Here is a 26,501-nt window from a genome sequence, read left to right as displayed (position 1 = left end):
TTGCTATCACCCGGAATAAGATACGTCGAACTCAAAGCATCGGAGCTCGTAGGTTTCTGAACTACGGCCCTTATAAAATCTAACGCAAGGTCAACCGTGACGGACAACATGGACGTGGCGATAATCGGCGGTGGTGCGGCAGGGATCGCCGCAGCTAGGCGCCTGAAAGAGCGCGGTCGATCTGTACTGTTGATCGAGGCGATGCCGACTCTCGGCGGTCGCGCACGGACGGTCTTCTTAGATGACATACCACTTGATTTCGGCTGTGAATGGCTGCATTCCGCCGAACGAAATCCTTTTGTCGCGCTGGCGGAAGGCGAAGGACGGATCGTCGATCACCGCGACGGCGGCTGGCATCAACACGCGGAAAACAAGGTGTTCTCGGCTGAGGATCGGCAAAAAGCCGGTGAAGCTTACGACCAATTTTGCGAATTTCTGCAAGTTCATCGGCCGTCCAGCGACTGCGCCGCCGATGCACTTGCCCGCGATGATCGATGGGCACCGTTTATCAATGCACTCAGTAGCTTCATTAATGGAACCGAGCTCGACGATCTATCGGTCGCGGACTTTCTCACTTACGACACGGCGGCAAGCCACAACAACTGGCGCCTGAAGAACGGCTATGGCGCGTTGATAGCCGGTTTGGGTGCAGGCGTCCCGGCCGCACTCGAGACAGCGGTGACATCTATCTCTCACGGAAACGGGATCGTGCTCGACACGAACCGAGGGACGATGCACGCGAGGGCGGCGATTGTGACGGTGTCGAGCGCGGTGCTCGCACGCGGAATGATCCGCTTCACCCCGTCGATTGACGAACATCTCCACGCCGCGAGCTGCCTCCCTCTCGGGTCGGCGGACAAGGTCTTCCTATCAATTGCCGACCCGCAATTGGTGCCGGCGGAACATCACGCGATCGGAAGCTTAGAACGTTCCGGTACCGGAAGTTACTCTCTGCGCCCCTTTGGTCGCCCCCTGATCGAATGTTACCTCGGCGGCGCCATAGCTCGAGAGTTGGAGGAGGCTGGTGAGTCGGCAGCTGTTTCCTTCGTAATCGGCGAGCTGCGAGACTTGTTCGGCAGTGATGTTGCCCGGGCGCTCTCACCTCTCGCCGTCACCCGCTGGGGACAGCAGCCGACAATCCTCGGTTCATATAGCCATGCGTTGCCGGGCTTTGCCAATCAGCGCGCAGTGCTCGCCCGTCCGGTAAGCGATCGGCTCTGTTTTGCCGGCGAGGCGTGCTCCCACGAGGATTTTTCGACCGCCCACGGCGCTTGGCAGAGCGGTATCGCGGCGGCTGACTGGATCGAGAATTGTCTGTAGGCCTCGATCGGCCGCTCGGGCTTTCTAGATTTCTTGTGGCACCTGAAACAGATAATCTGTGATGTCCGCAAAGCAGAGAGGCTGTGTGAAAACGCGCCCATTCAGACGAACAGATGTACGATTCCCGCGAGCTTGAGGAGGGATCAAATGAGGCGGTTCATCGAGGGCGCGGATCGGACGCAGGCGACGCTTCTTCCCGACACGATTGATGACTACATCGACGAAGATAACCCTGTGCGCGTAGTCGACGCCTTCGTCGATGCGCTTAAGCTCGGTACGCTTGGCTTCGACGGGGTGGTTCCTCAAGAGACGGGCCGTCCGAGCTACCATCCGGCAACGATCCTCAAGATCTACATCTACGGCTATCTCAACCAAGTGCAGTCCTCGCGTGGTCTTGAGCGCGAGTGTCGGAGGAACCTAGAACTGATCTGGCTCACGGGTCGCCTGGCTCCCGACTTCAAGACCATCGCCGACTTCCGCCGTGAGAACGGTCCGGCCATCCGCAAGGTATGCCAACAGTTCGTCGCTCTTTGTCGCGGCCTCGATCTTCTGGACGCCAGCATCGTCGCGATCGATGGCAGTAAGTTCAAAGCCGTCAATGCGAAGACTAAAAGCTTCACGCGTGAGAAACTCAAGCGGCGCCTTGGCGAGATCGATGCGGCCATTGAAAAGTATCTCGTCGAGCTTGACCGTGCTGACGAAGTGGCGAGCAAGACCGGAATGTCGGTTCCCGAGGCGCGCCTCGCTCGCGCAGTCAAGAAGTTGGCCTACTGCCGGCGAGAGGCCAATGCCTTGAAGGCGATCGAACAGCGCATGGACATCAGCGGCGAGACGCAGGTCTCGCTGACCGATCCCGATGCGCGTGCGATGGCGACGACGAGCAGAAAGCCCCGCGTGATTGGCTACAATGTACAAACTGCCGTCGAGACGAAGCATCACCTTATCGTCGCGCATGAAGTGACGAACCTCGGCTACGATCGCGACGCTCTGGCGATGATGGCGCGTGCAGCGCGTGAAAAGATGTCCCGCCCCGACATCGAGGCGATTGCCGACAAGGGCTATTATAAGGGCGAGGAAATCGTCGCGTGCGAGGAAGCCGGTATCCCGGTCACGTTGCCCAAGCCACATACGTCAAACGCTGCAGCCCATGGCCGCTTCGATCGCGCCGACTTCACTTACATCGCGGACGATAATGCCTACGTCTGTCCGGCCGGCGGGCGACTGACATACCGCTTCACGAATGCAGAGGCCGGCAAGACGCTGCATTCTTACTGGACGGATGCTTGCGGAAGCTGCGCCATCAAAGGCCGGTGCACCACCAGTAAGCAACGCCGCGTCCGTCGCTGGGAGCACGAGGGCATCCTTGAACGCGTCCAGGAGCGCCTCGACGATGATCCCAATAAGATGTCGTTACGATGCCAGACCGTCGAGCACCCGTTCGGGACGATCAAGGCGTGGATGGGCGCCACTCACTTCAAGATGAAGACACTCAAGCATGTCGCCACCGAGATGGCGCTGCACGTCCTGGCCTACAATCTGAAGCGCGTGATGGCGATCCTTGGAGTACCGAAGCTGCTCAGAGCCATCTGAGGCTCTGCCCGCAGGCCGCGGCCGGGCCAGCGGGGGGCCGCATCTTCGTTCTCACACAGCCTCCCGAGAAAGCGGTCATCTGCTCTCGAATACGGCGCACCAATCCCGAACCGTGGAGTTTGCACACTGTTCGCCGATAAGCTGGCCAATCTACTTGTTCCGTGCTTGGGCGAGAGGCGGAATGCCGCCGCGAACTCGTGACGTCGGTGTATTGCAGGGGGGTGCCGCCGGATTTTGCAGGCCCCAACTCGGCACAATGGACTCTATGTTCAGAAGCGAGATGCTAAATTCGTGTTGGCATTCTTGGCCAGCTTGCAAGAAGTGTTCGTGCCGTCGCCTGCGCTTCACGCGCGGCATCAAGCTGTCCACTCAGGCGCGATAAGATAGCTCCCATCAAAAGCGTGTTCCAAGCGCGCGCAAGACGCTCAACGTCAACCAGACCGGCGCAGCGGGCACGCGTCTCAATGGCAGATCGAATTTCAGAAAGGTACTCGGCGGCCGCATGCCTGACGCTATCTGAATTGCGAGCTTCAACGAGCGTATTAACGAACGGACATCCATCGAAGTCTGGTTCGAGGAACCATTCCTGGTACACCTCAAAAAATGCAAGCAGGCCATCACTTGGCGTGTCTGTGTCCTTACTGATGCGCGCCAGTAGCCAGTCTCGCGTCCACATCTCGCGCCGTCTCTTTAGAAAGGCGAGTATGAGTGCCTCTTTAGACTTAAAATGCCGGTACAGCGTCATCTTGCCTGTACCGGATCGCGCTACGATCGCGTCCACACCGACGGCTTCAACTCCGTGCGCAGCAAAAAGCTCGTAAGCTGCGTCGAGTATTCGTTCGCGCGCAGTTGAATGCTCTGTGGGAAACTCATCGGTCATGGACTTGGGATGTTCGTGTGAGTTCAGCAGTAAGGTTCTTGCAGGTGAGCTGGCATGCTGTGGGCGAGAGGAGGCGCGCACTGTGCGAGTTGCCCGCGGCACTTCCTTGGCCGCATGGCTTGAAAGTTCAAATTTTCCGCTGGCGATACCCATCCGTATTGATATTGCCGCCACCGTCATTTTGTGCAACGCGGCATGGCGAAGCATCTGATGTCGCAAGGGATTTTGCACCGAGATGGCTTGGTGGCCGAAGGACCGCGTAGCTTGCGCAACAATATCCGGCCGATTTGTTCGCGTATCTGATAGAGTTGGTCGCAGAGCATTGACAAAAAAGCCGCCCCGCGTCATCAAGGTACAGACCTGTATCGAAGTGCAAAAGAGACGGGCTTGCTAATTTTCCTCAGGAGGCTGTGATGGCACATTCCGCATTCGCCGGAAGCTCCACCTTAATTCCTATTCCGCTTCGTGAAATTCTCCCCTGGGCAGTATTCGCAGGGCTACTTTTCTTGCTGGGTATGTATTTTGTTGGCGTAGAAGAAGGGGCAACGGCCATTTTCAATGGCATGTCCGTTCATGAATTTGTTCATGACGCCCGCCATCTGCTGGGATTTCCTTGCCACTGACGTAGTCGGAATGCAGGACCATAGTTACCGTCCTGCGGGAGCCGTAGGCTCGGGTGTCTTCATCAAGACCGAAAGCAGCTGCCTAGCTAGCAGCCCGAACATTCTCGGTTCCTGGCTAGCCGCTGCGTGACGTCCCAATGGCTATTGAACGCCTGCGTAGCGTTCGACATGGGTTTATTCTCTTCGCCCCACGGTTATACGCGGCACAGAGGTAACACTCTGTCTCTTTCGCGATGATCGCCAAATTCTATAGGGGCGGAATCAGCCATTATGTCCGTTGCAAAACGGAGCACAGACGTGTCGGGCTACTCAACACAGACTGTAGTGCCGATGGGGCGAGACGTATCCAAACGAGCGGCCACCCCGCTCCTCCGGGCAGCGCGCACGACCTACACCATGGCGCAGAAAGCGTCTTTCCTCGACGATTGCCATTACGCCATTGGCCGCTGGGATGGATCGCTCGGACTTTTTGCTTTCGCCGATTCGTCGTCTCAAAAACCGGTTGTCGCACGAATGATCGCCGATCCCGCGCTTGACGGCATTCAAATGATTGTTCCGCTTGAGAACGAGCCCGCAGCTTTCGTCTCGTCGGGTGGTTTCGCGACTATGATCGTGTGGACGTCGGAGTCGGGTAAATGGACCGACCTTCAGGCAGCGAACACTCTTGCTTATGATTCTGAGCTGGGAGCCGCTAACAGCGGAACGCTACTTTTGCTCGGCAGCTCTGCTTTCCTCGTCGTCGGACACGCCAACGGTTTTATATCGATTTGGGAGCGGGGACAGCACATAGCCGATTGGAGGCACATAAGAACGACGGACATTCGTTCAAAAGCGCCGGTCAATCCATGGCAACTTTTTAACGTCCGGGGAATATCTGCTCATTCCGTTTTTCAGAACGAAGGCGTTGTGATTGCTGGTTCCGAAGATGGCAATCTTACGGTTCTACGCGTTCCCGACGGCGCGATTCTTTCCACTAAGCTCTACAACCCCAAAGCGTCGCGTGGAATAAATAGTCTTGCGATCCAAAACAGCTTTTTGCTGGTCGCAAACTGCTCCGTCGGACCCGACGATTTCAATCTCTGGAGCTATCAAGTCGATCCTGAGACATGGAATATCGAGATGCGAGACCGGGCAAACCTTTGTCTCCACTCGTTTGCGCCTCAGGTTTTCAATTTCGATGTCGTGTTTGCATCTCGCGAGGGCAGCGATTTGTGGTTTTTCTCCTCCACCGGCGAAGGTGTTCTCTGGACAGGCCGGCTTTCTGACGACGGAAGAATTGGTATCGCGGGACACCAATCAATCGGTCCTGCGCTCGGTTCTGCGTTATGCTTCCGGAATGGGCGTCTCGCAGTGACTGCATATGATCTTCACGAATTTGTAGTCTGGCCAGAGAGTGGCGCAGAATGACTGCGGCGATCATGCTTCAGGGAACTGGCTCCGACGTCGGGAAGTCAGTTTTGACCGCCGGCCTTTGTCGGCTACTAACCAATCGAGGATTGCGAGTACGCCCGTTCAAGCCGCAGAATATGTCGAATAACGCTGCCGCGACTTTGAGTGGCGGTGAGATAGGCCGAGCTCAGGCTGTGCAGGCGCAGGCCTGTCGGATACTTCCGACAGTTGACATGAATCCCGTATTGCTCAAACCGCAATCCGATAAAACCAGCCAAATCATTGTTCGTGGCAAGGTCGAAGGGGTGCTCGATTCGCGAAGTTTTCGAAACGGACGAGTATCGTTCTTGCCCAGCATCATCGAATCTTTTGAACGACTGCGGGCTGAGGCCGATATCGTGATTGTCGAAGGAGCCGGGAGCCCTGCCGAAGTCAACCTGCGAGCGGGCGACGTGGCCAACATGGGATTTGCCCGTGTCGCAAACGTTCCTGTCGTATTGATCGGTGACATCGACAGAGGAGGAGTTATTGCGTCGCTTGCAGGGACCAAGGCCGTGCTTGAGGAAGCAGATGCCCGCATGATCCGAGGGTTCATCATCAACCGTTTTCGCGGGGATATCGCTATCTTTGATGAGGGCTATCGTCTGATCGAGCGCCAAACCGGCTGGGAGGGCTTGGGAATTGTGCCGTGGATCAGCGCCGCGCGGCGTCTACCCGCAGAAGACGCTATCGCGTTTGATGTTCAAAGTGCGCGACCAACGCAACTCACTATCGCAGTTCCTATACTCCCTCGTATTGCTAACTTTGATGATCTTGATGCCCTTGCCGCCGAGGCTTCGGTGTGCCTCGTCTTAGTTCCGCCCGGCAAACCTCTGCCGTCGAAGGCGGATGTTGTCATCCTGCCTGGTAGCAAGTCGACCATTGCGGACCTGCATTTCCTGCGCGAGCAAGGATGGGATATCGATCTTGCTGGACACGTGCGTCGCGGTAAGCGGGTTTTCGGCCTGTGCGCTGGCTATCAAATGCTTGGGCGCAGCATCGCGGATTTGGAAGGTATTGAGGGTCGCCCCGATTCCGTCGCGGGTCTAGGCTATCTTCCAGTCGATACCGTTTTGCGAGATGACAAGAAAGTTGTGCCAGTCGAGGGGGTACGTGTCCGGGATGGCATGCCCTTTTCTGGGTACGAGATTCATTGCGGACAGACCGAGCGAGATCCAGGGACGGCGCCGTTGCTGCGCTTCCTCGATGGCGACTTCGATGGCGCGGTAACGCCCGACGGATTGGTAGCAGGATGCTACGTGCACGGCATCTTTAACGGGGCTCGACAACGGCAGGCGTGGTTAGCCGAATGGGGCGCCGCTTCCGATGGTGTCGAACATCTTTCCAAAATTGAAGCTTCGCTCGACGAGCTAGCGGATATGTTAGCGAAATCGATCGACATCGAGCGCCTGCTAGCGATCGCCGACCAGCGTATAGCCTGAATTCTTTTATTGCACTGCATGTCTCCGCTCTTCACATGGTCATCGTCAGTCGATACAAGTCTGTATCGTGCCGATTTGATGAGAAAGTGGAATGACAGAGACGATTACCTCATCCTCCCTTCATGCTTGGCGCCTGACACGCAAGGCGACCAAGGACGCGAAAGCTAAGTTTCGCGCGACAGCGGACATTGCGGCGGCGGAAGCGCTGCTCCGCCATAGTATTGCGCTGGGCCATAGCAATCTTCTCATTCAACGCTTCGTTATAGCCGAGGCGTTGGGTGTGAACGCGATGGACCGTTACAGGTCCTACTATGATGCAGCGATAGTCGAGGCTGGTGTGGAAGCCACACAGGCCATCATTGCTGCGAAAAACAGGGCAGAACTTTTAAAGCAGCGAAAAGATTCTCTTAGCGTGGAAGCGCCAATGAATGCCGCGTGAGTGAAAAGGTGTCGGAACGCTCACCGACGAAAAAAAATTTCATCTTCACCGAGGCGAGGTTGCCAGCCGTGTCGTACAAGTTCGGGATCTGTATGCTCTTCCTCAGGCCAACCGACACAAAGATGCGCAATAAACGTCCAGCCGTTGGGAACTCCGAGGGCGCATTTAATAATTTCAGGTTCAAGGATGGACACCCAGCCGACGCCAAGACCGTGTGCGCGTGCCGCAAGCCAGAAGATCTGTAGAGCCCCCACAACGGAGTAGCGCAACGCTTCAGGCATTGTTTGGCGTCCTAGGCCAGATCCCGCGTCCGTCGACTCGTCGGCGAATACAGCGAGCTGAATAGGGGCAGCATCGATGCCGGCGAGCTTCAATCTGGCGTATCGCTCACGAGTTTGGCCAACGTAACCCTCGAGCGCGGATTTGTTTGCTCGAGCAAAAGAAGAACGAATAGTTTCGCGCGCGGCTTCGCTTTCGAGGAAGACAAAGCGCCAGGGTTGGCTATGACCGACAGACGGAGCATGGCTAGCGAGGTTCAGTAGCGACCGAACCAAATCCTGCGGAACGGGGTTACGTCGAAATCGGCGTACATCGCGCCGCCACAAGACGAGTTCCTCGAATTCTTCGCGGAAGCTTGTATCGAAACGACCGCTATGAGCGGTTTTGACTGCCGTCATGCCGTCTCTCCGTTACCGAGGCAAATGACGTGGGCATCTTCTCATGAATGCCTTCCAATCGGGATGTACGGCTCGCAGGCGGAAGACAAAACCCCATTTGCGGCATCACCGTACGTCCGCCAGCGCCAGGGACCGAAGGCTGCTGCGCAACGCAACGATCTTCCCGATGATGACGATTGCCGGCGGCTCTATGCCTGCGCCCTTGACTGCTTCAACCGCACCGTTGAGGGTCGTCTCGACGACGCGCTCCGCCGGTGTGCTTGCCGATTGCACAATCGCTACGGGTGTATCGCTGCTTAGGCCGCCGCGCTCGAAGGCAGCGGTGATTTCGGGCAGATTGGCAATCGCCATATAAAAGATAACGGGTTGTCCGGTCCGCGCGAGCGCCGCCCAATGATCCAGACTCCAATCATCTACGGCTAAGTGGCCTGTAGCAAGAATGATGGCGTGATTGGTGTCACGTGTCGTCGCTGGGATACCCGCAAGCGACGCCGCCGCAAGTCCAGAGGTGATGCCCGGTACAACCCGATAAGGTATGCCGGCTTCTGAGAGTGCTGCAACTTCTTCAGCCCCGCGGCCGAAAACAAATGGATCGCCACCCTTAAGACGCACGACACGATGTCCGGCACGGGCGAGAGCAATGAGAGAGCTATTGATATCTTGCTGCCGCTGCGACGGCTTTCCACCGCGCTTACCTACAAAGCGTACGATGGCCCCGCGGTTGACGATATCAAGTATGCGCGCGTCGACCAACGCATCATAAAGAACGTAATTTGCTCTCTGTAATGCATGCAGAGCGAGGAGGGTAAGATGGGAAGGGTCACCGGGGCCAGCGCCCACCAGCCAAACTTCTCCTGGAGAAATTTCAGGAAATGGAGGAAAGGAAGACGGGAGTGTACTCATATCGATATAGCTCATTTTTTTTGGATCTTTTTTTAGGGAGGGCAAAGTGGCTGATGCTTTGGGCGGCGATGATCTGACACCGCCTTCGGCGCTGCGCCGAGGCTGGACGACAGGAGCTTGCGCGACGGCAGCGACGCAAGCCGCTTACGAAGCTCTGCTGACAGGATCGTTTCCTGCCGCGGTCGAAATCGAGCTGCCGAGCGGAGCCCGCCCGTCCTTTGCGGTCGCCATGCAGGGGCGAGATGCCGATAGCGCTACTGCTGGCATCATCAAAGATGCGGGAGATGATCCTGATGTCACGCACGGCGCCATGGTCAAGGCCACTGTTCGCTTGACGGCGACAGGAAACGGCATCGTCTTTCGTGCGGGACCTGGCGTGGGCATCGTTACTAAACCGGGTCTGCCAATTCCGCCTGGTCAACCCGCGATCAATCCCGTTCCTCGAAAAATGATTGCGCAGGGAGTGAACGCAGTCGCAGAGCTTCATGGAGGATCGCGGGATATCGAAGTGGAGATCTCGGTCTCTGATGGTCAAAAACTTGCGCAAAGAACGCTCAACCCGCGACTTGGCATTGTCGGCGGCCTTTCGATTCTTGGCACGACGGGGATCGTGGTACCATTTTCGTGTTCCGCCTGGATCCACTCGATTTACCGAGGTATCGATGTCGCGAGAGCCATGGGCATAAGCCACATCGTAGGAAGCACTGGAAACACATCCGAGGTGGCGGCGCAAAAACTCTTCGGTTTGCCGGACGAAGCCCTTATCGAGATGGGCGATTTTGTGGGGGGAATGCTCAAATATCTCCGCCGGCAGCCGGTGGCACGCGTCACCATTGCCGGGGGCGTCGCCAAGATGTGCAAACTTGGTCAAGGCCTGCTCGACCTTCATTCCAAAAGAGGAGAAGTTGACCGGCGTTGGCTCGCCGAGCAATTGGAACAGGCGGGAGCTCCGCCCGAGATTATCGAACTTTCGCAAACCGCGAACACTGCACAACTCGTCGTCGATCACGCGATTAACTCGGGGATCTCGCTTGGAGACCGCATTGCGGATATGGCTTGGAATACCGCCGCCAAGGGATTGTTTGGCACCGGCATTACGCTCGACGTGATTGTCATCGACCGCAACGGCCGACGTATCGGACAAACGCCACCCCGGCCTGTCCATTAAGCACCCCTACCGGCGATCACCGGGCCGTCACCATTTTCACAGAGTGCCCAAACGGCGTTGTTCGAAAGGTAGCTCACGGAAATTTCCCCGCCACGTATGGGGCGCGCGATAGCGTGCCGACGGTGATCCTCGATGCGCCCGGAAGCGTCCCGCATGAGTGCGGAGGTGGCTCAGAAAGCTCTCTCTGAATGTCGGTCTTCGAAAGATGTTGTTCGGAGGTGATAGCGATATAACCAGAGTGCGCGCCAGGACGTTCAGTGCCCCCCAATGGCTCTAATCGGATGCGCCTCCCCACGCCTTCAATTGCAACAGGACGCGAGCGCGATGCGATATGGGCAACGCCCTTCATGCGAAGCGTGTTGTGAATTTCCGATATAGAGACGAGTCTTTGATGAAGCTCTCGCTCGCACGCAATCAGAGGCAATTTCACGACAACGCGACATGGAGTGCGCAACTTAGAATGCACGATGGGAAACATATCCGCACGGTATTCATGCAATCGCAAAGCTGTGGGAGCCAAAAGACGTGCCGTGGGTATCCCGTTCGGCAGACGACCGCCACATGTCTCAAAAATGGGACTGGAAACCCCCATGAGGTCGCGAACAAAATTGGTAATCTCAGCGCGATCGCGCGAAGTGATGAGATCAATTTTGTTAATAAGAACCACATTGGCGAGACGCAATTGTTCTTCAAATATTGCCGCGACGGCGTTTTGTCCCGTCGTCGCGGAAGCCGAATGTCGGCGGCGGAATGCATCGCGTCTGCCGGCGAATTCGACGCACGATAGAGCGTAACCGTCGATTACATTGATGATGCCATCGCAGGCGATGCGGGAGGCAAAGGTCGGTTCAGCGAGGACCTCAAGCATGGATCCGGGTGTATCGGTTCCGCCCAACTCGACGACAATTCTGCTTGGTTGCTCCTGCTGCGTAAGCAACTCGCATAGCGCGTGTCTAATACTGTCGACGGATCCCCGCTGGGTTCTTTCAATGCCGAAGAAATTCTCGGCTTTCAAATTGGCATCAGTAGTTGAAAAGTTCTGAAATGACCTTTCTTCCTCTTGGAGAAGGACGGCGATCTCGCCTATTGGGTGCTCAAGAAGAAGCAGATCGATTAGGCTTGTCTTACCCGCACCCAGGAATCCTGTAACGATCGTGCAAGATATTTTGCCAGCTACTTTCATGGAATGGCCACGATCCCAAGTGTGCCGTTGCACACCATCAGTTGGTGCAATGTGAATGTCGTGCGCGTTTAGGAACCGCTCTGAGGAGGTTTTGCAGGCACGGCGACCTCAAGCATCTCTGAGCCGTGTGCTCGGAATGTCGTCGTCATTTTTTCCTTCGCTCCCACACCCAGAGGCATCGGATGAACGGTAACGATGGCCTCCAGCAAAATTCCGGCTCGTTCGATTGCTGTCTGCATATCTAAGTAGCAATAAGACAGACCTGTACCATCTTGTCAAATAATGCTAGCGCCAGCGGAAATTTTTGGCCGGCAATGGTGAAATCGATCAATGTCTCGCACGACAATCCCTACCCCTGAAAACGCCGCCGATCACTATCGTCATGGCGGAGATATCGATCAGGCTCGCAGAAATTATCCCAATGCGATCGAGCCATGGATTGACCTTTCCACGGGCATCAATCCCTTCGCGTATCCTATTCCAACCTTAGAGTCCGACGCCTGGACAAGACTTCCGCTAAAGGAAGAAGAATTCGAACTGCGGAGCGCATCCGCCTTTTGCTATGGCGCGCCCGATGTAGACGCCATTGTGTCTGCGCCAGGAACCCAAGCGCTCATACAGATCATTCCTCGGCTCATTGAGCCAACTCAGGTTGCAATCATCGGCCCAACCTACAGTGAACACGCTCGCTGCTGGCAGCGATTGGGCCATTCCACTATGGAGATCGAAACCCTCGACGAAATCGAAAGCGCTCGCGTCGTCGTCGTCGTCAATCCAAACAATCCGACGGGTCGTCACTATGCTCCGCAACAATTGTTATCGCTCGCTGAGGAAATGACCCATAGGAGAGGCCTTCTGATAGTGGATGAAGCCTTTGCCGACTTGTTAGGTATCGAGCACAGCGTCGTTCCTTTGGAACCACCTTCGACGATAATTTTGAGATCTTTTGGAAAGACCTATGGTCTTGCGGGGCTGCGCCTCGGCTTCGCTATCACGCAACGAAAAACGGCAGCGCAGCTTCGGGAGTGGCTTGGTCCGTGGGCTGTTTCCGGACCTGCGCTCGCTATCGGACGTCAGGCACTCAAGGATTCCAGGTGGCTTGCCGATATGCGTGGACGTGTGAAGGATGCTCGCGAACGCCTAGAAAGACTTCTCGTCGCCGCCGGCTGCGATGTACTGGGTGGTACGCCGCTATTTCTTCTCGCTTCCCATCCGCGGGCAGCCAATGTCGCGCACACTCTCGCAACGAATGCTATTCATGTCCGGCAATTTTCTGATCAGCCTACTTGGCTGCGTTTCGGCATTCCTCAAGGCAGCGCCTGGCGTCGCATTGAGGCCGCTCTTCTATCTTTGTCCCCGTAGTAGGCGCGCAACGCACGTTTACGGTCTACTGCGTCTCACGAGAGACGTTTGCATCCTCAAACGTCGCCATATCCGTGTGAAGCTTACATGCGAGGCGAACGATCGGCAGAGCCGCCGCTGCGCCAGATCCCTCACCAAGGCGAAGTCCTAGGTCTAGAAGCGGTTCGGCATTAAGATAGTCCAGAACAATGCGATGGCCACGTTCCGCGGAGACGTGAGAAAAAAGCAGCCAGGGGCGGCACTCGGGACACATTTTTACCGCAGCGAGCGCCGCAACCGTTACAATAAATCCGTCGATCAAGACGGGGATACCCAGTTGGGACGCTTCCAGGATCGCTCCCGTTAGCGCTGCGATTTCGAATCCGCCTACACACCTCAAAACTTCCCAAGGCGAAATGCCGACCTTCGAGAGATCGTGAAACGCCAAGGCATCGCCTACGATCTTTGCCTTATGTTGAATGCCATCCTTCCCAAGCCCTGTTCCCGCACCGACAATCTCAGTCCCATTGAGACCGAGAAGCGCGCCGGCAACCGCGGCGGCTGATGTTGTGTTACCAATTCCCATCTCTCCTAAGATGAGAATGTCGGCGCCGCCTTCGTGCATGCTGGCAACAGCGCGCCGTCCAGCCGCGAGGGCAAAATTTAGGTCGGCCGATGACATTGCAGGTTCGGCGGAGAAGTCGCGAGTGCCGAACTGCGTTTTATCCGATCGAACTCCCGGAACAGCAGTCTTCGCGAGGGTCCCAACATCGACGACCAGCAGGTGTGCGCCAATCGCACGTGCTAGAACGCAAATAGCTGCTCCGCCACTTGCGAAATTCCGCAACATTTCGACGGTAACGGCCGATGGAAACGCGGAAACGCCTTGAGCTGTTATGCCGTGGTCGCCGGCAAATATGATTATGGCAGGAGTGTCCGCATGGGGACGTTCCGTGCCCTGCATGCCGCAGAGATCAATCGCCAGCTGCTCGAGTCGTCCGAGTGAGCCCGCCGGCTTTGTCAGGTTTGCTTGACGCCGTCTCGCGATTTCACAGAAATTTGGCGACGGACGTTTTTCTTTATCGGTCAAGGCGAGAGGCTCGACTTCACGAACGAGCGTAGAAGCTTCCAGAAGACGGTCATGCATGAGGCGTTCCGGTATGATAGTCAAAGGAAGGAGGTGGGGAAGGGGCTAAGAACCTCTAAGCGGACACGAGAGCCTCGACGTGCTCCCAGTTGACGAGGTTGTCGAACCAGGCTTCGAGGTACTTCGGACGGGCGTTGCGATAGTCGATGTAGTAGCTGTGCTCCCAGACATCGACGCCGAGGATCGGCTTAGAGCCGTACATCAGGGGGGTTTCGCCGTTCGGCGTTTTGACGACCTCAAGCTTGCCGTCCTTGACTGCGAGCCAAGCCCAGCCCGAGCCAAACTGACCTTTGCCGGCTTCGATGAAGTCGGTACGGACCTTGTCGAAGCCGCCGTAGCCGTCGACGAGCTTCTCGACGCTGCCGGGCAGCTTCTTGCGGCCGCCGCCCTTCTTCATCCACTGCCAGAAATGCAGATGGTTATAGTGCTGGCCGACGTTGTTGATGATGGGCTGCGCCTTATCGGCGTAGGCGTTCTTGACGATGTCTTCGAGCGACTGGCCCTCGTACTTGGAGCCAGCGAGCAGCTTGTTGCCGTTTTCGACATACGCCAAGTGATGCTTGTCGTGGTGGAACTCGAGCGTCTCGGCCGACATAAACGGCGCGAGAGCGTCATAGGCGTAAGGAAGATCGGGTAAGCTGAGCGTCATGGCGGTTCCTGCAAATTATAAATAGTTTTGTCGTTGTCCGGCGTCGCCAGAGGCCGGAAACCGTCTCATAGCAAGAAAAAACCCATGGCGATACAGAATTGTATCGACGCTTTCAAATCAATTGCGGTCTGGCCCAGCGTTGGTCGATGTGAGGTCGCATGAGAAAGAGAAGCCGAGGAGGCGAAAAGCATCGCAATTCAGCGGCTTCATTCCGGTTAAGCGAATACTTTTTATGCCCAGTCCTTTGAGAATGAATGCCGCAAGACGGCAATCATTAGCCTCCCGTTGATCGTCAAGAGTTCCCGCCACTGTCGTGCATTGAAGGAGCCGAGGCCGTGCTAGCAGTCGCGTTCGAGTGACCAAATAAACAAGTATACCAAAATCGACGTTGGCAATCTCGGTTAGTGCGGATCCAAGTCTGCGGCGACAGTCGCATCGCATTGAGTGAAACGCGTCACCAACCAAACACCCGGAGTGGATGTAGACGAGTGGTTCGCTGTCGGGCGCTATCGGAACCTGCTGATGGATGAGGACGAGCGCTTCTTCATCTTCCGTAGGCCCGAGAAACGCCCGTGCCTCGAAGGATACGAGCGTGCCATTCAGGTCGATGGGAAGCATCGTTCGTGCTTCAACGTTTCTGGATCGGGAGTTCGCTTCATCAGGCCAGCTCAACGCTCAATACTCCCCGCCGCGCCACGGAATAACCGATCGTTAGAATCGTGATTTCGAGACTAAAGGGCTTCAGGACACATCATTAGCAAACGAAGGTGAGAGAAATTAAAACGGCGAAGAGCATTCACCGCTTTTGACGCGTCGAGAGCAACGCCTCGCTTGTCAGGGTCAAAAAGCAGTCCAGCAAGGGAACCGCTGTGCGCCACTTGAACGCCCAGACCGCCGTGTGTCAGTGCGATATCAATGATCTCTTCGAGGTGGGGTTTTGGGCAATAGCGATTATTAATACGAGCACTCGCTGTCGCCACGGCCGCAACGCGTGCCCTGCATCCTTCTTCAATAGCGGTGCATAGCTGCTTTCTCAGAGAAACGAACGCGTAAAGCTCTTCGTCCGAATAGCAAGGCAACGGCTGTCTGAGAGTGTCAACGGCGAGCCCCGATGGGCTGGTGTTGATTGATACAAGCAAAAAGGATGGCAAAAGGCCGTCGAATGCTTCGAGGACGAATCCGTCGCGCTGCGCGAAAAGCACAGCGCTATCGTCGAACATAATGGAATCTGAAGCGGTCTCGGACAAAACGGCTAAACGCGCCAATTCCGTTGGATCAAACGCTGTACCATAGGCGTCGGCTACGGCCCGCAATGTTGCCACAACATCTGCCGTCGAAGAGCCAAGACCCCATCCGATGGGGCAATTGCTGGCAATAAAAAGATCGCCGCCATAGGCGGCCTTGCCGAGCGCGACGAGGGCGCGACGTGCGGCCTCTTTGGCTTTAGCTTTATCGTGCGGATGGTGGATAACAATTCCGGCTCGAGCATCAGCTAGAAAAAAAGCCTGCGAGCCGTATTCTGACGTGGGAAGCGTTACAAGTCCGCGCCGCAACTGACCATCGGCATCTGCAAAAGCTCCCTGAAGAATTTCACCATGATGGGATTTGCATCGACCGTAGCCGGCTTTGGAATGAGTTCGAGAATAGGTGAGATCCATGTGCAAATTCGCACTCGTGTCTCAGATGTTAAAATCGGCTACTTAGCGACGGCGAGTCTGCGAGCTAGGGCTACCAATAAAAAGCCGCCGCAATTTGAAGAGTGCCGACAATCTCATCAAACTGCGGCGGTCGCTCAGTCGGGACGGAAGAAAACCGCATACAAATCATCTTGGAGGAAGACTTGCAGACGTGAAGAAGCGCGAAGGCTTCCATGTGACGATACAGCATAGTATCGTCAAAATGAATAGCCCATCTCTTCAGAAATTTGCGAGAAAGTTGCTCCAGGCGGCCAAACAGAGATTGGAAAGTCGCCGGTTTATGAAGACCTAGCGTAAGGCAAAAAGTAAGCTTCCTATCTATATTTCAATATGTTTTCCGATTTTGCGAACTTTCCAGACAGGGTATTGACCAGCATTTTTTCGTTGCCGTGGCAGCCGCGACACAGCGCAGATCAGAGAATCCATGACATAAGGCGATACAGAACTGTTCTGTTCAGGGGTGTTTGGATTCGTCAAGTGCCGCGTTCCATGGCAGCGGAAAAGGGAAAACAATGAAAAAACTTATGTCCGTGGCCCGTGCGTCGTCATTGATTGCAGGGGTTCTCGTCGGCAGCTTTTGTACAACGCCGCTATTCGCGGCCGATTTGGGAGGGGATTGCTGCGCCGATCTCGAAGAACGTATCGCTGAGCTTGAGGCGACGACCGCGCGAAAGGGAAACCGAAAGGTCTCGCTTACGGTAAGCGGTTGGGTGGCCCAGCAAGTCATGTGGTACGACAATGGCCCGGCAAGCAACGCATATGTTACCGGCATCGGTTCCACGCTGTCATCTCATGTCAAGTTCACGGGCGATGCGCAAATAACCAAGGACATTAATGCGGGATATGTCCTCCATCTTGAGGTTGGCACTTCTGACCCATTAACAGCGGGAAATACCGAATACGGTGCCGACGGCCCGTCGGGCCTCCATATCGTCAAGAATAATGGCGGGTTGTCGACGAACTCGGTCGACGTCCTTTACTCATACTGGTTTCTTAATAGCGCGACCTTCGGCAAGGTGTCCGTCGGTTCCATCCCGCAAGCTTCCGAGCATGCGGCGGCGCTGGTTGACGGCTCCGGTTCGTTGATTCCGGCGAACTGGGTTCCACTCGACGGGATGGGCATTAATCTCGCGCGCCATGGAACGCAGCTGCAGCTGCCGGGAGCCGGCTTCCCACAAGGTGCTTTGATGTGGTGCGGCTCTATGGGGCTCCCGCTCGCCGGCGACTGCAATGCTATTCCGCTCAACGGTATTCGTTACGATACGCCTACCTACAAAGGCTTCTCAGTATCGGCGAGTTGGGGAGAAGATGATTTTTGGGATGTGGCAGGCCGATACGCCGGCGAATTCAATGGGTTCAAACTTGCTGGCGCCATTGCCTATGACCACAACAGCGATGAGAAGATTTTCCAGGGCTTCAATACCGTGACGGGGTTGACGGCATTCAATGCAACCCGCGTTGATGCAGGTTATCTACAAGTCGGCGGGTATGTCGAACACATTGCTTCGGGTCTCTTCCTGTATGGTGCTTACGGTAAGGAATGGAACGACAACGTGTACACAGAGCCTGCAGTCACTGCAGGGCAGCCAAGCGGCGATGTCTGGTATTTGAAGGCGGGTATGCGAGAGCAATGGTTTCCCATTGGCCATACCGTTCTTTACGGCGAATATAGCGACCGCAACGACATGTACCATCCTGCGCTTACGGCGTTCGGAGTCACAGGCAGCGACCTAAGGCAGTGGGGACTTGGCGTTGTTCAAGAAGTGGATGCCGCGGCCATGTCGCTGTGGGTCAACTACAAGAATTATGACCCAAGCCTGTCGGGTCCCGGCGGCGCTACTCCTCCGGGCCTCTTCACGCCTAGCGGAGATACCCTTACGGGCGGTTATGACAATATCAGCGTCATCACCGCCGGAGCGCTGATTTCTTTCTAAATTCCGATGTTCGGCTGCGGGGTAAAAATGGGCCGCCGACTTTCCCGTCCGGCGGCCCATTTTGTTTTGAAGACTGAGATGAAGATCGGAAACTGCGATGTGGCCGTCGAGGCCCATTTGAATTTCAAGAGGAGAGGCCTGCGCGCGTTGCGCGGGATCGGGGCCAGTTAGCAAAGACGAGTTTCGCCGTCGCCTTGGCCTCGAGTGCGGCATCGAGATGTCCTTCGTGCCGTGCCACAATCGATCCCTTCATGAGAACGTGCCACGAACGGGCAAATCGCTCGACATCGATCAGACCGGCTTCCCGAGCGAGCTTCTCGATAATGGCGCGAATGTGCGCCAGATGCTGTGCCGACGCACTTCGAATGTTTTCGGTCTGTCGGCATTCCAAAAGCGAATTGATGAATGAGCAGCCCTCGAAATCGTCGCGTCGAAACCATTCATCGAACAAATCGAAGATGAAGAGCAAACGCTCCTCGGGAGACTTGTCGCCTTCCCGAATTCGTATTTCCAACCAATCACGCGTCCAATGCTGCTCGCGCTTTTCGAGAAACGCTAGAACGAGAGCGTCCTTCGATTTGAAGTGCCGATAGAGCGTCATCTTCCCCGAGCCGGAACGGGCGACGATCGTGTCGACGCCGACGGCGTTCACCCCCTCAGTGGAAAACAGCTCATAGGCTGAATCGAGGATGCGCTCACGCGCGACGGAACGTTCTTTCTCGGACGAGTTCATCTCTTCGCTTCGGGTTCTCGCGGCTGTGGACGGTGCCATCCCTCTGTAAGTCGGTCATTTGTCGCCGGCTTTCAAGGGAAATGTCGACGCAGAACATTAAAAACGATACAGACCTGTACCTTTCTTATTGACGTGACAAAAAGACGTCGATACAAGACAGTATCGTCACAAAAATAAAAAGGGAGCGAACGACGAACCATGGAGCGCTTTTCGCAAACCAATCGCGCCGTTCCCACGGCGATCATAAGTCACCGTCTTCCATTTCGATCGATTGTTTGTGGCTATCGGCCCTTCGTGAAGAGGGACCGTACGCATTTGTCTTCCGCCTAACTCACACAACAGCCAGCGCTGCCTCGCGCATCGACAGCGATGTCCGGCTCGCGCTGTGCATCGTGCAGGAGGAAATGACATGGAGATCTTAGTGTCGAAGCCCATTCTGTCAAAGTATCACACGATCAAGATTGGCGACGTAACGATCGGCGGGCCGCTCGGCTCCCACACCGGCTTACTGGTCGGTAGCATCTTCTACGATAAGCATTCTCTCGTGTCCGACGCCTTTGCTGGCGCATTCGACGAGGCTAAAGCCGCGGCAATTATCGAAAAGGTCAACGGGCTTTCCGAACGCTACGGCGTGCAAATGGCGTTCGACGTCATCGCTGCTTCGCCCGAAGCGATGGAGAAATTCATCGAGTTTGTTGGTGGCCGAACCAAGCTGCCCTTTATGATCAACGCATCAGAGGCTGACGTGCATATCGCGGGCCTCGAATGCGCAGATCGTCTTGGTGTCCTTAACCGAGCGATCTTTGCTTCTCTAAATGAAGATACTGACGACAGTATTATCGAAGCACTCGGCCGCCATCGCCCAGCGTGCGTGATGATTCTCGCGAATGACGTCGGAGATCCGACACCAGAAGGCAGTTGCGAGATGATCGAGCGTGTTTTCAGGCCGATGCTCAACGAGATCAAAGTCGAAGCACCGCTCGTCGATCTTGGTGCAATGGATCCACCTTCGGTCGGCATCTCGATAAGAGGAATAGAGGCGGTTCGACGTCGATTTGGTTATCCAGCCGGCTGTGCCTTCTCTAATTGCTTTCCGCAGTGGACGGGGCTTCGCGATCTTGGGCGCGAATGGGTCAACCTCTCGCTGGCAACGGCGCTTGTTGCCTGTCGTGCTGCGGGTGGAGACTTCCTCCATTACGGAATTATCGAAAAGGCGACGATGGCCGCTCACGTCTCGGGCTCCGCTGAAGTCTTCTACGGCTTCGCTGCGCAGGAACTTGACGGGCACACCCTGCCGGAGGGGCACGCTCTTCTCAGGATGTTCAAACTTGGAGCAACTCAGTGAGTGTCCGTGCTGAGTTTCACGCGCTTAGGGATAGGGGCCGCGAGATAGCAGCCCCGATTCTGGTCGATATCGGAACGTCCTCGCTCACCGGTATTCGCGTGATCGCTCGCCCATCGCTGGCTGTCCAATGGGTCGGTCATCCCGTGATGGAGACGCTGCCGCTGAATGGAATGGATTGCACGGCGTTGGGTTCTGACTGTGTCCGAACGGGATTACTTTTCGACCGTCCGCATGTCGTGGATGATACGTTTGTTGATCCATTCGGCATCGAATGGCTGGTCGTTGATGGTACGCCCACGCCTTCGCGGCACCCGCTTGAGCACGCCACGCTGGCTGAAATCGCCAGATATTCACGCCCGGTTTGGCCAAGCCGAATACAGATCCCGGAGCCCGACGTTGACGACCTTGTTTTGGTCGCTGATGCCCCGTGTCCCGGACTACTCGACATGTGTTTCGGTCTCCGTAATAGCTGGGTGTGTCTTGACGACATGACAAGCAATTGGCGGAGCATTTCGGCCCTTCTCGATTGGTCACTCGAGACAATCGTATCGGCGTATGAACACCTACTCTCGCACCTGCCGCGCCAACCGGACGTTCTCATTTATGGCGACGACCTTGGCTTTCAGCAAAGCATGTTCGTGTCCGAAATTGATTTTCGCAATTTCGTGCGTCCACGGATGCGCACCTTGTTTTCACGCCTTCGTAAACTAACCCCCGCAGCGCTCTGCTTTCATTCTTGCGGCGCTATCCGTCCCATAGTGCGGGATATCTGTGATCTCGGAATTGATATTTTCAATTTCGACGGAGCTGCACGCGGAATGGTGAGTGGAGAGATTCGACGCGATATCCCGCGCGAAATTATCATCCATGGCAGCAACGATCTCATCGCTCTCGGGCGTTCCGTGCAAAGCCAAAATATGGCGTCTGTTGCTATTCTCGCCACTGAGATTGCAGACTGTGCGCCGGTCATTGCCGCGCCGATGGACAATATTTCTGTTGCCGAAGACATCGAGGCAGCTCGGATTGGCGCCGAGTTTTTGCGCCATCTCACGCCGGACGATGTGAGCGATCTCGCCCGCCTAGGACCGGTCCGCAGCATCCTCGAGCATGCCGTCGCTCGGGCAAACGAAGCGCTCGTTCCCGATCTCGCGGGTAAACGGCCAGCATCCATCGATCTGACGGGATGTCCATCGGATGATCCGACCGTGACGCCGTTTCCTGCCCCATTACTTGCTGTCTCACGCACTGAAAAAAGCAAAACAAGGAGGAAGGCATGACTCAAGTTCCCAAAATGACTTCGCGCGAGCGCCTGTTTGCGGCGGTTACGATGCAAACATTGCCGGACCAGGTTCCGTGTGTGCCGCTCCTGATGACACGCGGCATTCGTGAGGGCGGCATCACCGTTGATCAAGCCTTGCGCGATGGCGAAGCGTCGGCTCATGCCAAGATCAAGGCGCTGAAGAAATTCGGCGGGGACGTCATCATTCCGGGAACGGATCTTTTTACGCCCGTGGAATGCGTTGAGGGGTGCGAACTCGATTATCTTCCGTACGCTCAGCCCTCGCTCGTAAAACATCCGACGCCGACGAAAGAGGCGTTCTATCGCTATAAAGAAAAGTATCTTCGCGAAGGCTTTAAGCCATCCGAGCGCGTTCTTCAGATCCAAAAGGAAGCGCGAACGATGATCGCGCAAGGCGTAAAGGACACGCACGCCATGCCGACACCAGTCGGCGGTCCGATTACGACGGCGCAGCTGATGACCGGATCGAGCGAGTTCCTGAGCTACATCAGCGATGATCCTGATTACGCGAAGGAAGTGACGGAGCTTGCACTCGATATCGTCAAGAACGTCTGCCGAATGATGTTCGAAGCCGGAATTGACGTCTGCAACATTCTCGATCCCTTCAATTCCTCGGACATTCTGCCGCCGGACACCTATCGCGAGTTCGGGCTGCCGTATCAGAAGCGTCTTTTTGCCTACATCAAGGAAATCGGAGGCATCGGCTTCACACACACCTGCACGTTCACTCAGCCGATCTGGCGCGACATCGCCAACAATGGGTGCTTCAATTTCAACGGCGATATGTATCCCGGAATGGATCACGCCAAACGTGCGATCGGCGGTCAAATATCGTTGATGGGGACGCTGTCGCCATTCTCCACGTTGATGCACGGATCGACGACGGACGTCGCCAACGAAGTTAAAAAGCTTGCCGCCGAGGTCGGCTATAACGGTGGCCTCATCGTCATGCCGGGATGCGATATCGACTGGACGATTCCCGACGAGAATTTGAAGGCGATGATTGAGACATGCGCGTCCATCAAATATCCGATGGATGTTGCTGCGCTGGGAGACTTGTCAAACGTCTACCTGGCAGGCCACCCAAAGCATCCAGGCAAGCGTGCGCCGTCGACCGCAGGTGATACCGATGTCGCCGAAGCAAAGACGCATCACAAGGAGCTAACCCCTCAGCAAGAAGTCAACGAGAAACTCGTCGAAGCCATCATGGAATATGACGGCGATAAGGCTATCGAGTGGGTGAAGAAAGGTCTTGAGCGTGGAATGACCGCGCAGGACATCGTCTTTGACGGATTGTCTCTCGGCATGAAGGTCGTTGGCGACATGTACGAGCGCAATGAGCGTTTCGTCACCGACATGCTCAAGGCCGCAAAGACTATGGATAAGGCGATGCCGATCCTAACCCCGCTGCTCGAGCAGGCCGGCGGTGACGGCGGCCCGACTGGCACCGTCGTTGTTGGTCTTGTGCGTGGCAATACCCAAGATATCGGCAAAAATCTCGTTTGTCTGATGCTGAAGGCCAACGGGTTTAAAGTCATTGACCTGGGCAAGAACGTAAAGCCTGAGCAGTTCATCGAGAGTGCCGAGAAGGAAAATGCTGTCGCCATCGGCATGTCGGTGATGACAAATTCTTCGACCGTCTACGTAGAGAAAGTGAAAGAGCTACTCGATAAGGCGGGGAAGGGCGACAAGTACCTTCTGATGTGCGGTGGCGCCGCTGCAAATAAGGGCGTCGCGGACAAGATGGGCGTCAAATACGGTCTTGATGCCAATGCTGCTGTGTCTCTCGTGAAAGACCACCTTCAGGCCGCTGCTTAAAACACGCTCGGGTGAAGCTCGGGAGAGATGGTTATGCCGCTTTATCAGTTCCGCTGCGATAAGTGTGACGAGTGCCGCGATGTGCTCGTCAACTACGAACTCGCAAAAAAACTCGAACTCATTTGTGTCGGGTGCGGAGGTAGCATGACGTTAGGTCCGGTGTTTGCCGTGAATATCCTCCGTTCGCGTGCCAGCACTGCCAACCGGTCCGGTAGCTCCCGGGATGTAGCGGGCGAGGCGCAGCGGCAAGGGAAGGGATGTGGTCATTCCTATCACTGCCGCTGCGCCATCCATTTGACCAAGCCAAATCCCTTCCGAGAAGAAATTCGCAAGGCGAACGGTATCGCCGATCAAGATTAGCCGTTCTCGAAACCGAGGTTATCGATGTCTACTTACTCCTTGCGTGTTGAACGCAAGCAACGAGAGACCGACGACTGTGCAAGTCTATGGCTCAGCGTGCCGACGGATTTGCGGAGCGCTTTCGCTCACCGTCCCGGGCAATTCATAGCCGTAAGTGCCGAAATAAACGGCGAGGAAGTCACACGGCAATATTCCCTCAGCTCAGCGCCCGACGATTCGCGAGGCATCCGCATAACGGTTAAAAAAATTCCGGGCGGCCGGATGTCGTCGTGGTTGGTTGACCGAGTCAACGAAGGTGACAGGATTGAAGTCGCAGCGCCGCGCGGTCGATTTTTCAGGCCACTGGATCGTGCTCATCGCGTGCTTCTGCTCGCCGCCGGGAGTGGCATCGCCCCGATCCTGCCTATCGCGCAGAAACTACTGGCAGATGGTGTTGGTCATCGTATCACCCTCGCCTACGGCAGCAGGGCACTGGACGATATCATCCTTCGAAAAGACGTAGACGAGCTTCCAAATATATTCCGGACTTGCGCGCTAGAACATGTGCTGTCGCGGCCGGGCCCCACTTGGGATGGACCTCGCGGTCGACTTGACAGCGCATACTTACTTTCTCGTCAGGATCTTTGGGACGGCAACGCTTCTCATCTCCCGCTCATCGTTTATCTCTGCGGGCCTGAATCATTCATGGACGCCGCTGAGGCTTTTTTCCTGTCTCACGGCGTCGATGCATCAGCTATTCGCCGAGAAAGCTTCGATCTCGTCCTCGAGGACGACGCGGATGAGCCACCCCTATTTGTCGCTGGTACGGAAGAGGTCGGTGAACCTAGCGCTATATGCGAAGAGATAGTTGCAAATGTCGGAGGCGAAGAAACGCGCGTCGTTCCGGAGCCTGACGAGACGATACTTGCGGCCTTGATACGCGGAGAAGCTCCCGTTCCGTTCTCCTGTCAGGAGGGCACATGCTCCTCTTGCATCGCGAAAATTAAAAAGGGGTCCGCGAGTGTTCGCTCCGGTGTTCTGAAAACCCTGCGGCAGGATGATCTCGACGAAGGGCTGCTACTTGCGTGTCTGGCGCGACCAGCGAGCAGGCACATTCTAATCGATTTCGACGACATTTAGGGAACCTGGCATGCGACGGCGAGTGCGCCGCCGCCCTCAAGATCAGGGAGACAAAGCGCCATGCTTAAAGAAGCCATGCCCGAAGGTCCGCGGGTCATAATCGACGCAACATTTTCTACGATGCGCGAACGTGAGGCCGACGATACCGGATACGGTTTTTTGCGCGACGGTGCTGCCGTCGTTGGGGAAGGAAAGATTATTTGGCTCGGCTCCAAAGACGAACTTCCGTCCAACCTGCGCCATTTGCCAACGTGGTCGGCGGGCGGTCGCCTCATCACTCCGGGTCTCGTTGAATGCCACACGCATCTCATTTTTTCCGGGGATCGCCGAACGGAATTTGCCGAGTTGGCATCCGGCCGTAATTACTCGGATCTTGTCTGGGAAGGGCACGGAATCTTCGCAACTGTCGAAGCAACGCGCGCTGCTTCAGAAGACGAACTCTATTCATCCGCACTGCGTCGTCTCCGCTGGTTTGTCTCGGGTGGCGTCACGACGATCGAGACCAAGTCGGGGTATGGCCTTGACGTCGACAACGAACTCAAGATGCTGCGCGTCGCCCGTCGTCTCGACGAGGCAGGACTCGCGCGTGTTAAGGCAACTCTGCTGGCCGGTCATGTCTATCCTTCACAGATTGAACCCGAGGATTTCATTGAACTCATCTGCTCGGAGCTTATTCCTCAAGCACATGCGGGAAAGCTATGCGATTTTGTCGAAGCGTATTGCGAGGAAACGATCGGGTTTTCTCTTGATGACGCGAGCACCTTACTAGAGGCGGCATATAAGCGCAAAATTCCCACACGCATTTCCGCAGACCACCTGAGCGATAGCGCTGGTGCTGCCCTGGCTCCAGCGTTCTACGCGAAGGCCGCAGCGCACCTCAATTACACCGATGACGTCGCTATCGAAGCCCTTGCGTCTGCGCGAACGACAGCAATCCTGTTGCCAATCGCCCATCTTGAACTCGGTGCAAAGCAGCGGCCGCCCGTCGATAAACTGCGCGAGGCCGGAGTGCCGATTGCAATCTCGACGGGTTGCAATCCGGGTACGGCCCCGACAACAAATCTTCTTACGGCAGCACATCTGAGTTGTGCGCTCTTTGGGCTCTCACCTCTGGAAGCGATCCAAGGAATAACCGTTGGAGCGGCGAAGGCTCTCGGGCTTTCGGGTGTTGTGGGTGAATTGACGCCAGGGGCCAATGCCGACTTTGCGATCTGGGACGCGGAGCATCCCGAGGATCTCATCTACTGGATGGGCGCACCCCTTTGCTGCTCCACATGGCTGAGCGGAAGTCCAGTACGCGAATTCGATTCCACGCAGATACCTCCAATTAATTCTGTGTTTCTTCCAACCCAAGAGCCCATCACATCATGACTCGATTAACGACTTCGCTCGCCGGCACTCAGCC

The 26,501-nt window shown here is 56.0% G+C and carries 24 protein-coding genes; 15 read left to right on the top strand and 9 right to left on the bottom strand.

Annotated features, from left to right (window positions below):
* Positions 1 to 96: 96 nt before the first annotated feature.
* Both HYPMC_RS10580 and HYPMC_RS10575 read left to right on the top strand, forming a co-directional pair.
* Positions 97 to 1,320, top strand: coding sequence for an NAD(P)/FAD-dependent oxidoreductase (locus HYPMC_RS10580; RefSeq protein WP_197535969.1), 1,224 nt, complete (start codon positions 97 to 99; stop codon positions 1,318 to 1,320).
* Between the two features lie 147 nt (positions 1,321 to 1,467).
* Positions 1,468 to 2,910 (top strand): IS1182 family transposase, encoded by a 1,443-nt coding sequence (locus HYPMC_RS10575; protein WP_013947914.1) that lies wholly within the window; start codon positions 1,468 to 1,470, stop codon positions 2,908 to 2,910.
* Positions 2,911 to 3,193: 283 nt separating this feature from the next.
* Here the strand turns inward: HYPMC_RS10575 and HYPMC_RS24705 are convergent, their stop codons facing one another.
* Positions 3,194 to 4,138, bottom strand: coding sequence for a TetR/AcrR family transcriptional regulator (locus HYPMC_RS24705; protein WP_013947913.1), 945 nt, complete (start codon positions 4,136 to 4,138; stop codon positions 3,194 to 3,196).
* Between the two features lie 65 nt (positions 4,139 to 4,203).
* On the opposite strand from HYPMC_RS24705, the gene HYPMC_RS23710 reads away from it, so the two are divergent.
* The 4 genes from HYPMC_RS23710 to HYPMC_RS10555 all read left to right on the top strand — a co-directional run bounded on the left by HYPMC_RS23710 (position 4,204) and on the right by HYPMC_RS10555 (position 7,722).
* On the top strand, positions 4,204 to 4,413 hold the full coding sequence (locus HYPMC_RS23710; protein WP_013947912.1) for a CbtB-domain containing protein: 210 nt from the start codon (positions 4,204 to 4,206) through the stop codon (positions 4,411 to 4,413).
* 396 nt (positions 4,414 to 4,809) lie between these two features.
* On the top strand, positions 4,810 to 5,820 hold the full coding sequence (locus HYPMC_RS10565; protein WP_041300048.1) for a hypothetical protein: 1,011 nt from the start codon (positions 4,810 to 4,812) through the stop codon (positions 5,818 to 5,820).
* Entirely contained in the window at positions 5,817 to 7,283 is a 1,467-nt protein-coding gene (locus HYPMC_RS10560) for a cobyric acid synthase (protein WP_013947910.1), read from the top strand. Before HYPMC_RS10565 ends, HYPMC_RS10560 begins: the two co-directional genes overlap by 4 nt.
* 91 nt (positions 7,284 to 7,374) lie before the next feature.
* Positions 7,375 to 7,722 (top strand): hypothetical protein, encoded by a 348-nt coding sequence (locus HYPMC_RS10555; RefSeq protein ID WP_013947909.1) that lies wholly within the window; start codon positions 7,375 to 7,377, stop codon positions 7,720 to 7,722.
* Positions 7,723 to 7,742: 20 nt separating this feature from the next.
* Here the strand turns inward: HYPMC_RS10555 and bluB are convergent, their stop codons facing one another.
* Together bluB and cobA are read right to left on the bottom strand one after the other, a co-directional pair.
* Positions 7,743 to 8,399 (bottom strand): 5,6-dimethylbenzimidazole synthase, encoded by a 657-nt coding sequence (bluB, locus tag HYPMC_RS10550; protein ID WP_013947908.1) that lies wholly within the window; start codon positions 8,397 to 8,399, stop codon positions 7,743 to 7,745.
* Positions 8,400 to 8,504: 105 nt separating this feature from the next.
* Complete coding sequence (gene cobA / locus HYPMC_RS10545) at positions 8,505 to 9,302, bottom strand: uroporphyrinogen-III C-methyltransferase (RefSeq protein ID WP_041300890.1); 798 nt, start codon at positions 9,300 to 9,302, stop codon at positions 8,505 to 8,507.
* Between the two features lie 46 nt (positions 9,303 to 9,348).
* Here cobA and HYPMC_RS10540 point away from each other — a divergent pair, with 46 nt between their 5' ends.
* Positions 9,349 to 10,470, top strand: a complete 1,122-nt coding sequence (locus HYPMC_RS10540; protein ID WP_013947906.1) for a cobalt-precorrin-5B (C(1))-methyltransferase — start codon at positions 9,349 to 9,351, stop codon at positions 10,468 to 10,470.
* Between the two features lie 73 nt (positions 10,471 to 10,543).
* Here HYPMC_RS10540 and HYPMC_RS10535 read toward each other — a convergent pair whose 3' ends face one another.
* Entirely contained in the window at positions 10,544 to 11,653 is a 1,110-nt protein-coding gene (locus HYPMC_RS10535) for a GTP-binding protein (protein ID WP_013947905.1), read from the bottom strand.
* A gap of 330 nt (positions 11,654 to 11,983) precedes the next feature.
* On the opposite strand from HYPMC_RS10535, the gene cobD reads away from it, so the two are divergent.
* Positions 11,984 to 13,015 carry a threonine-phosphate decarboxylase CobD gene (cobD, locus tag HYPMC_RS10530; RefSeq protein ID WP_013947902.1) on the top strand — a complete coding sequence of 344 codons (1,032 nt, stop codon included), beginning with the start codon at positions 11,984 to 11,986 and terminating at the stop codon, positions 13,013 to 13,015.
* Between the two features lie 25 nt (positions 13,016 to 13,040).
* On the opposite strand, the gene cobT is transcribed toward cobD, so the two are convergent.
* From cobT to HYPMC_RS10510, 4 genes are all read right to left on the bottom strand, one after another.
* Positions 13,041 to 14,141, bottom strand: a complete 1,101-nt coding sequence (gene cobT / locus HYPMC_RS10525) for a nicotinate-nucleotide--dimethylbenzimidazole phosphoribosyltransferase (RefSeq protein ID WP_013947901.1) — start codon at positions 14,139 to 14,141, stop codon at positions 13,041 to 13,043.
* 55 nt (positions 14,142 to 14,196) lie between these two features.
* Entirely contained in the window at positions 14,197 to 14,790 is a 594-nt protein-coding gene (locus tag HYPMC_RS10520; protein ID WP_013947900.1) for a superoxide dismutase, read from the bottom strand.
* Positions 14,791 to 14,907: 117 nt separating this feature from the next.
* Entirely contained in the window at positions 14,908 to 15,408 is a 501-nt protein-coding gene (locus tag HYPMC_RS25040; protein WP_050976781.1) for a hypothetical protein, read from the bottom strand.
* A gap of 113 nt (positions 15,409 to 15,521) precedes the next feature.
* Positions 15,522 to 16,448 carry a Monophosphate kinase gene (locus tag HYPMC_RS10510; RefSeq protein WP_013947898.1) on the bottom strand — a complete coding sequence of 309 codons (927 nt, stop codon included), beginning with the start codon at positions 16,446 to 16,448 and terminating at the stop codon, positions 15,522 to 15,524.
* A 551-nt stretch (positions 16,449 to 16,999) separates the two neighbouring features.
* Here HYPMC_RS10510 and HYPMC_RS10505 point away from each other — a divergent pair.
* Positions 17,000 to 18,421 (top strand): hypothetical protein, encoded by a 1,422-nt coding sequence (locus HYPMC_RS10505; protein ID WP_013947897.1) that lies wholly within the window; start codon positions 17,000 to 17,002, stop codon positions 18,419 to 18,421.
* 124 nt (positions 18,422 to 18,545) lie between these two features.
* Here the strand turns inward: HYPMC_RS10505 and HYPMC_RS10500 are convergent, their stop codons facing one another.
* Complete coding sequence (locus HYPMC_RS10500; RefSeq protein ID WP_013947896.1) at positions 18,546 to 19,154, bottom strand: TetR/AcrR family transcriptional regulator; 609 nt, start codon at positions 19,152 to 19,154, stop codon at positions 18,546 to 18,548.
* Between the two features lie 409 nt (positions 19,155 to 19,563).
* On the opposite strand from HYPMC_RS10500, the gene HYPMC_RS10495 reads away from it, so the two are divergent.
* From HYPMC_RS10495 to hutI, 6 genes are all read left to right on the top strand, one after another.
* Entirely contained in the window at positions 19,564 to 20,499 is a 936-nt protein-coding gene (locus HYPMC_RS10495; protein ID WP_013947895.1) for a tetrahydromethanopterin S-methyltransferase subunit H, read from the top strand.
* A gap of 146 nt (positions 20,500 to 20,645) precedes the next feature.
* Positions 20,646 to 21,776, top strand: a complete 1,131-nt coding sequence (locus tag HYPMC_RS10490; RefSeq protein ID WP_197535968.1) for a uroporphyrinogen decarboxylase family protein — start codon at positions 20,646 to 20,648, stop codon at positions 21,774 to 21,776.
* Positions 21,773 to 23,617: an MtaA/CmuA family methyltransferase gene (locus HYPMC_RS10485; protein WP_013947893.1), complete on the top strand. Its 1,845-nt coding sequence runs from the start codon at positions 21,773 to 21,775 to the stop codon at positions 23,615 to 23,617. Before HYPMC_RS10490 ends, HYPMC_RS10485 begins: the two co-directional genes overlap by 4 nt.
* 33 nt (positions 23,618 to 23,650) lie before the next feature.
* The gene (locus HYPMC_RS24210; protein WP_013947892.1) at positions 23,651 to 23,977 is read left to right on the top strand and encodes a zinc ribbon domain-containing protein; all 327 of its coding nucleotides are present in this window, start codon (positions 23,651 to 23,653) and stop codon (positions 23,975 to 23,977) included.
* 24 nt (positions 23,978 to 24,001) lie between these two features.
* Positions 24,002 to 25,096 (top strand): ferredoxin--NADP reductase, encoded by a 1,095-nt coding sequence (locus HYPMC_RS24885; protein ID WP_013947891.1) that lies wholly within the window; start codon positions 24,002 to 24,004, stop codon positions 25,094 to 25,096.
* Between the two features lie 60 nt (positions 25,097 to 25,156).
* Positions 25,157 to 26,467 carry an imidazolonepropionase gene (gene hutI, locus HYPMC_RS10470; protein ID WP_013947890.1) on the top strand — a complete coding sequence of 437 codons (1,311 nt, stop codon included), beginning with the start codon at positions 25,157 to 25,159 and terminating at the stop codon, positions 26,465 to 26,467.
* Positions 26,468 to 26,501: the final 34 nt, after the last annotated feature.

This window comes from Hyphomicrobium sp. MC1 (assembly GCF_000253295.1).
Taxonomy (GTDB): domain Bacteria; phylum Pseudomonadota; class Alphaproteobacteria; order Rhizobiales; family Hyphomicrobiaceae; genus Hyphomicrobium_B.
Note: the sequence above shows the minus strand (reverse complement) of the source record. Positions and strands in the feature narration are given on the sequence as shown.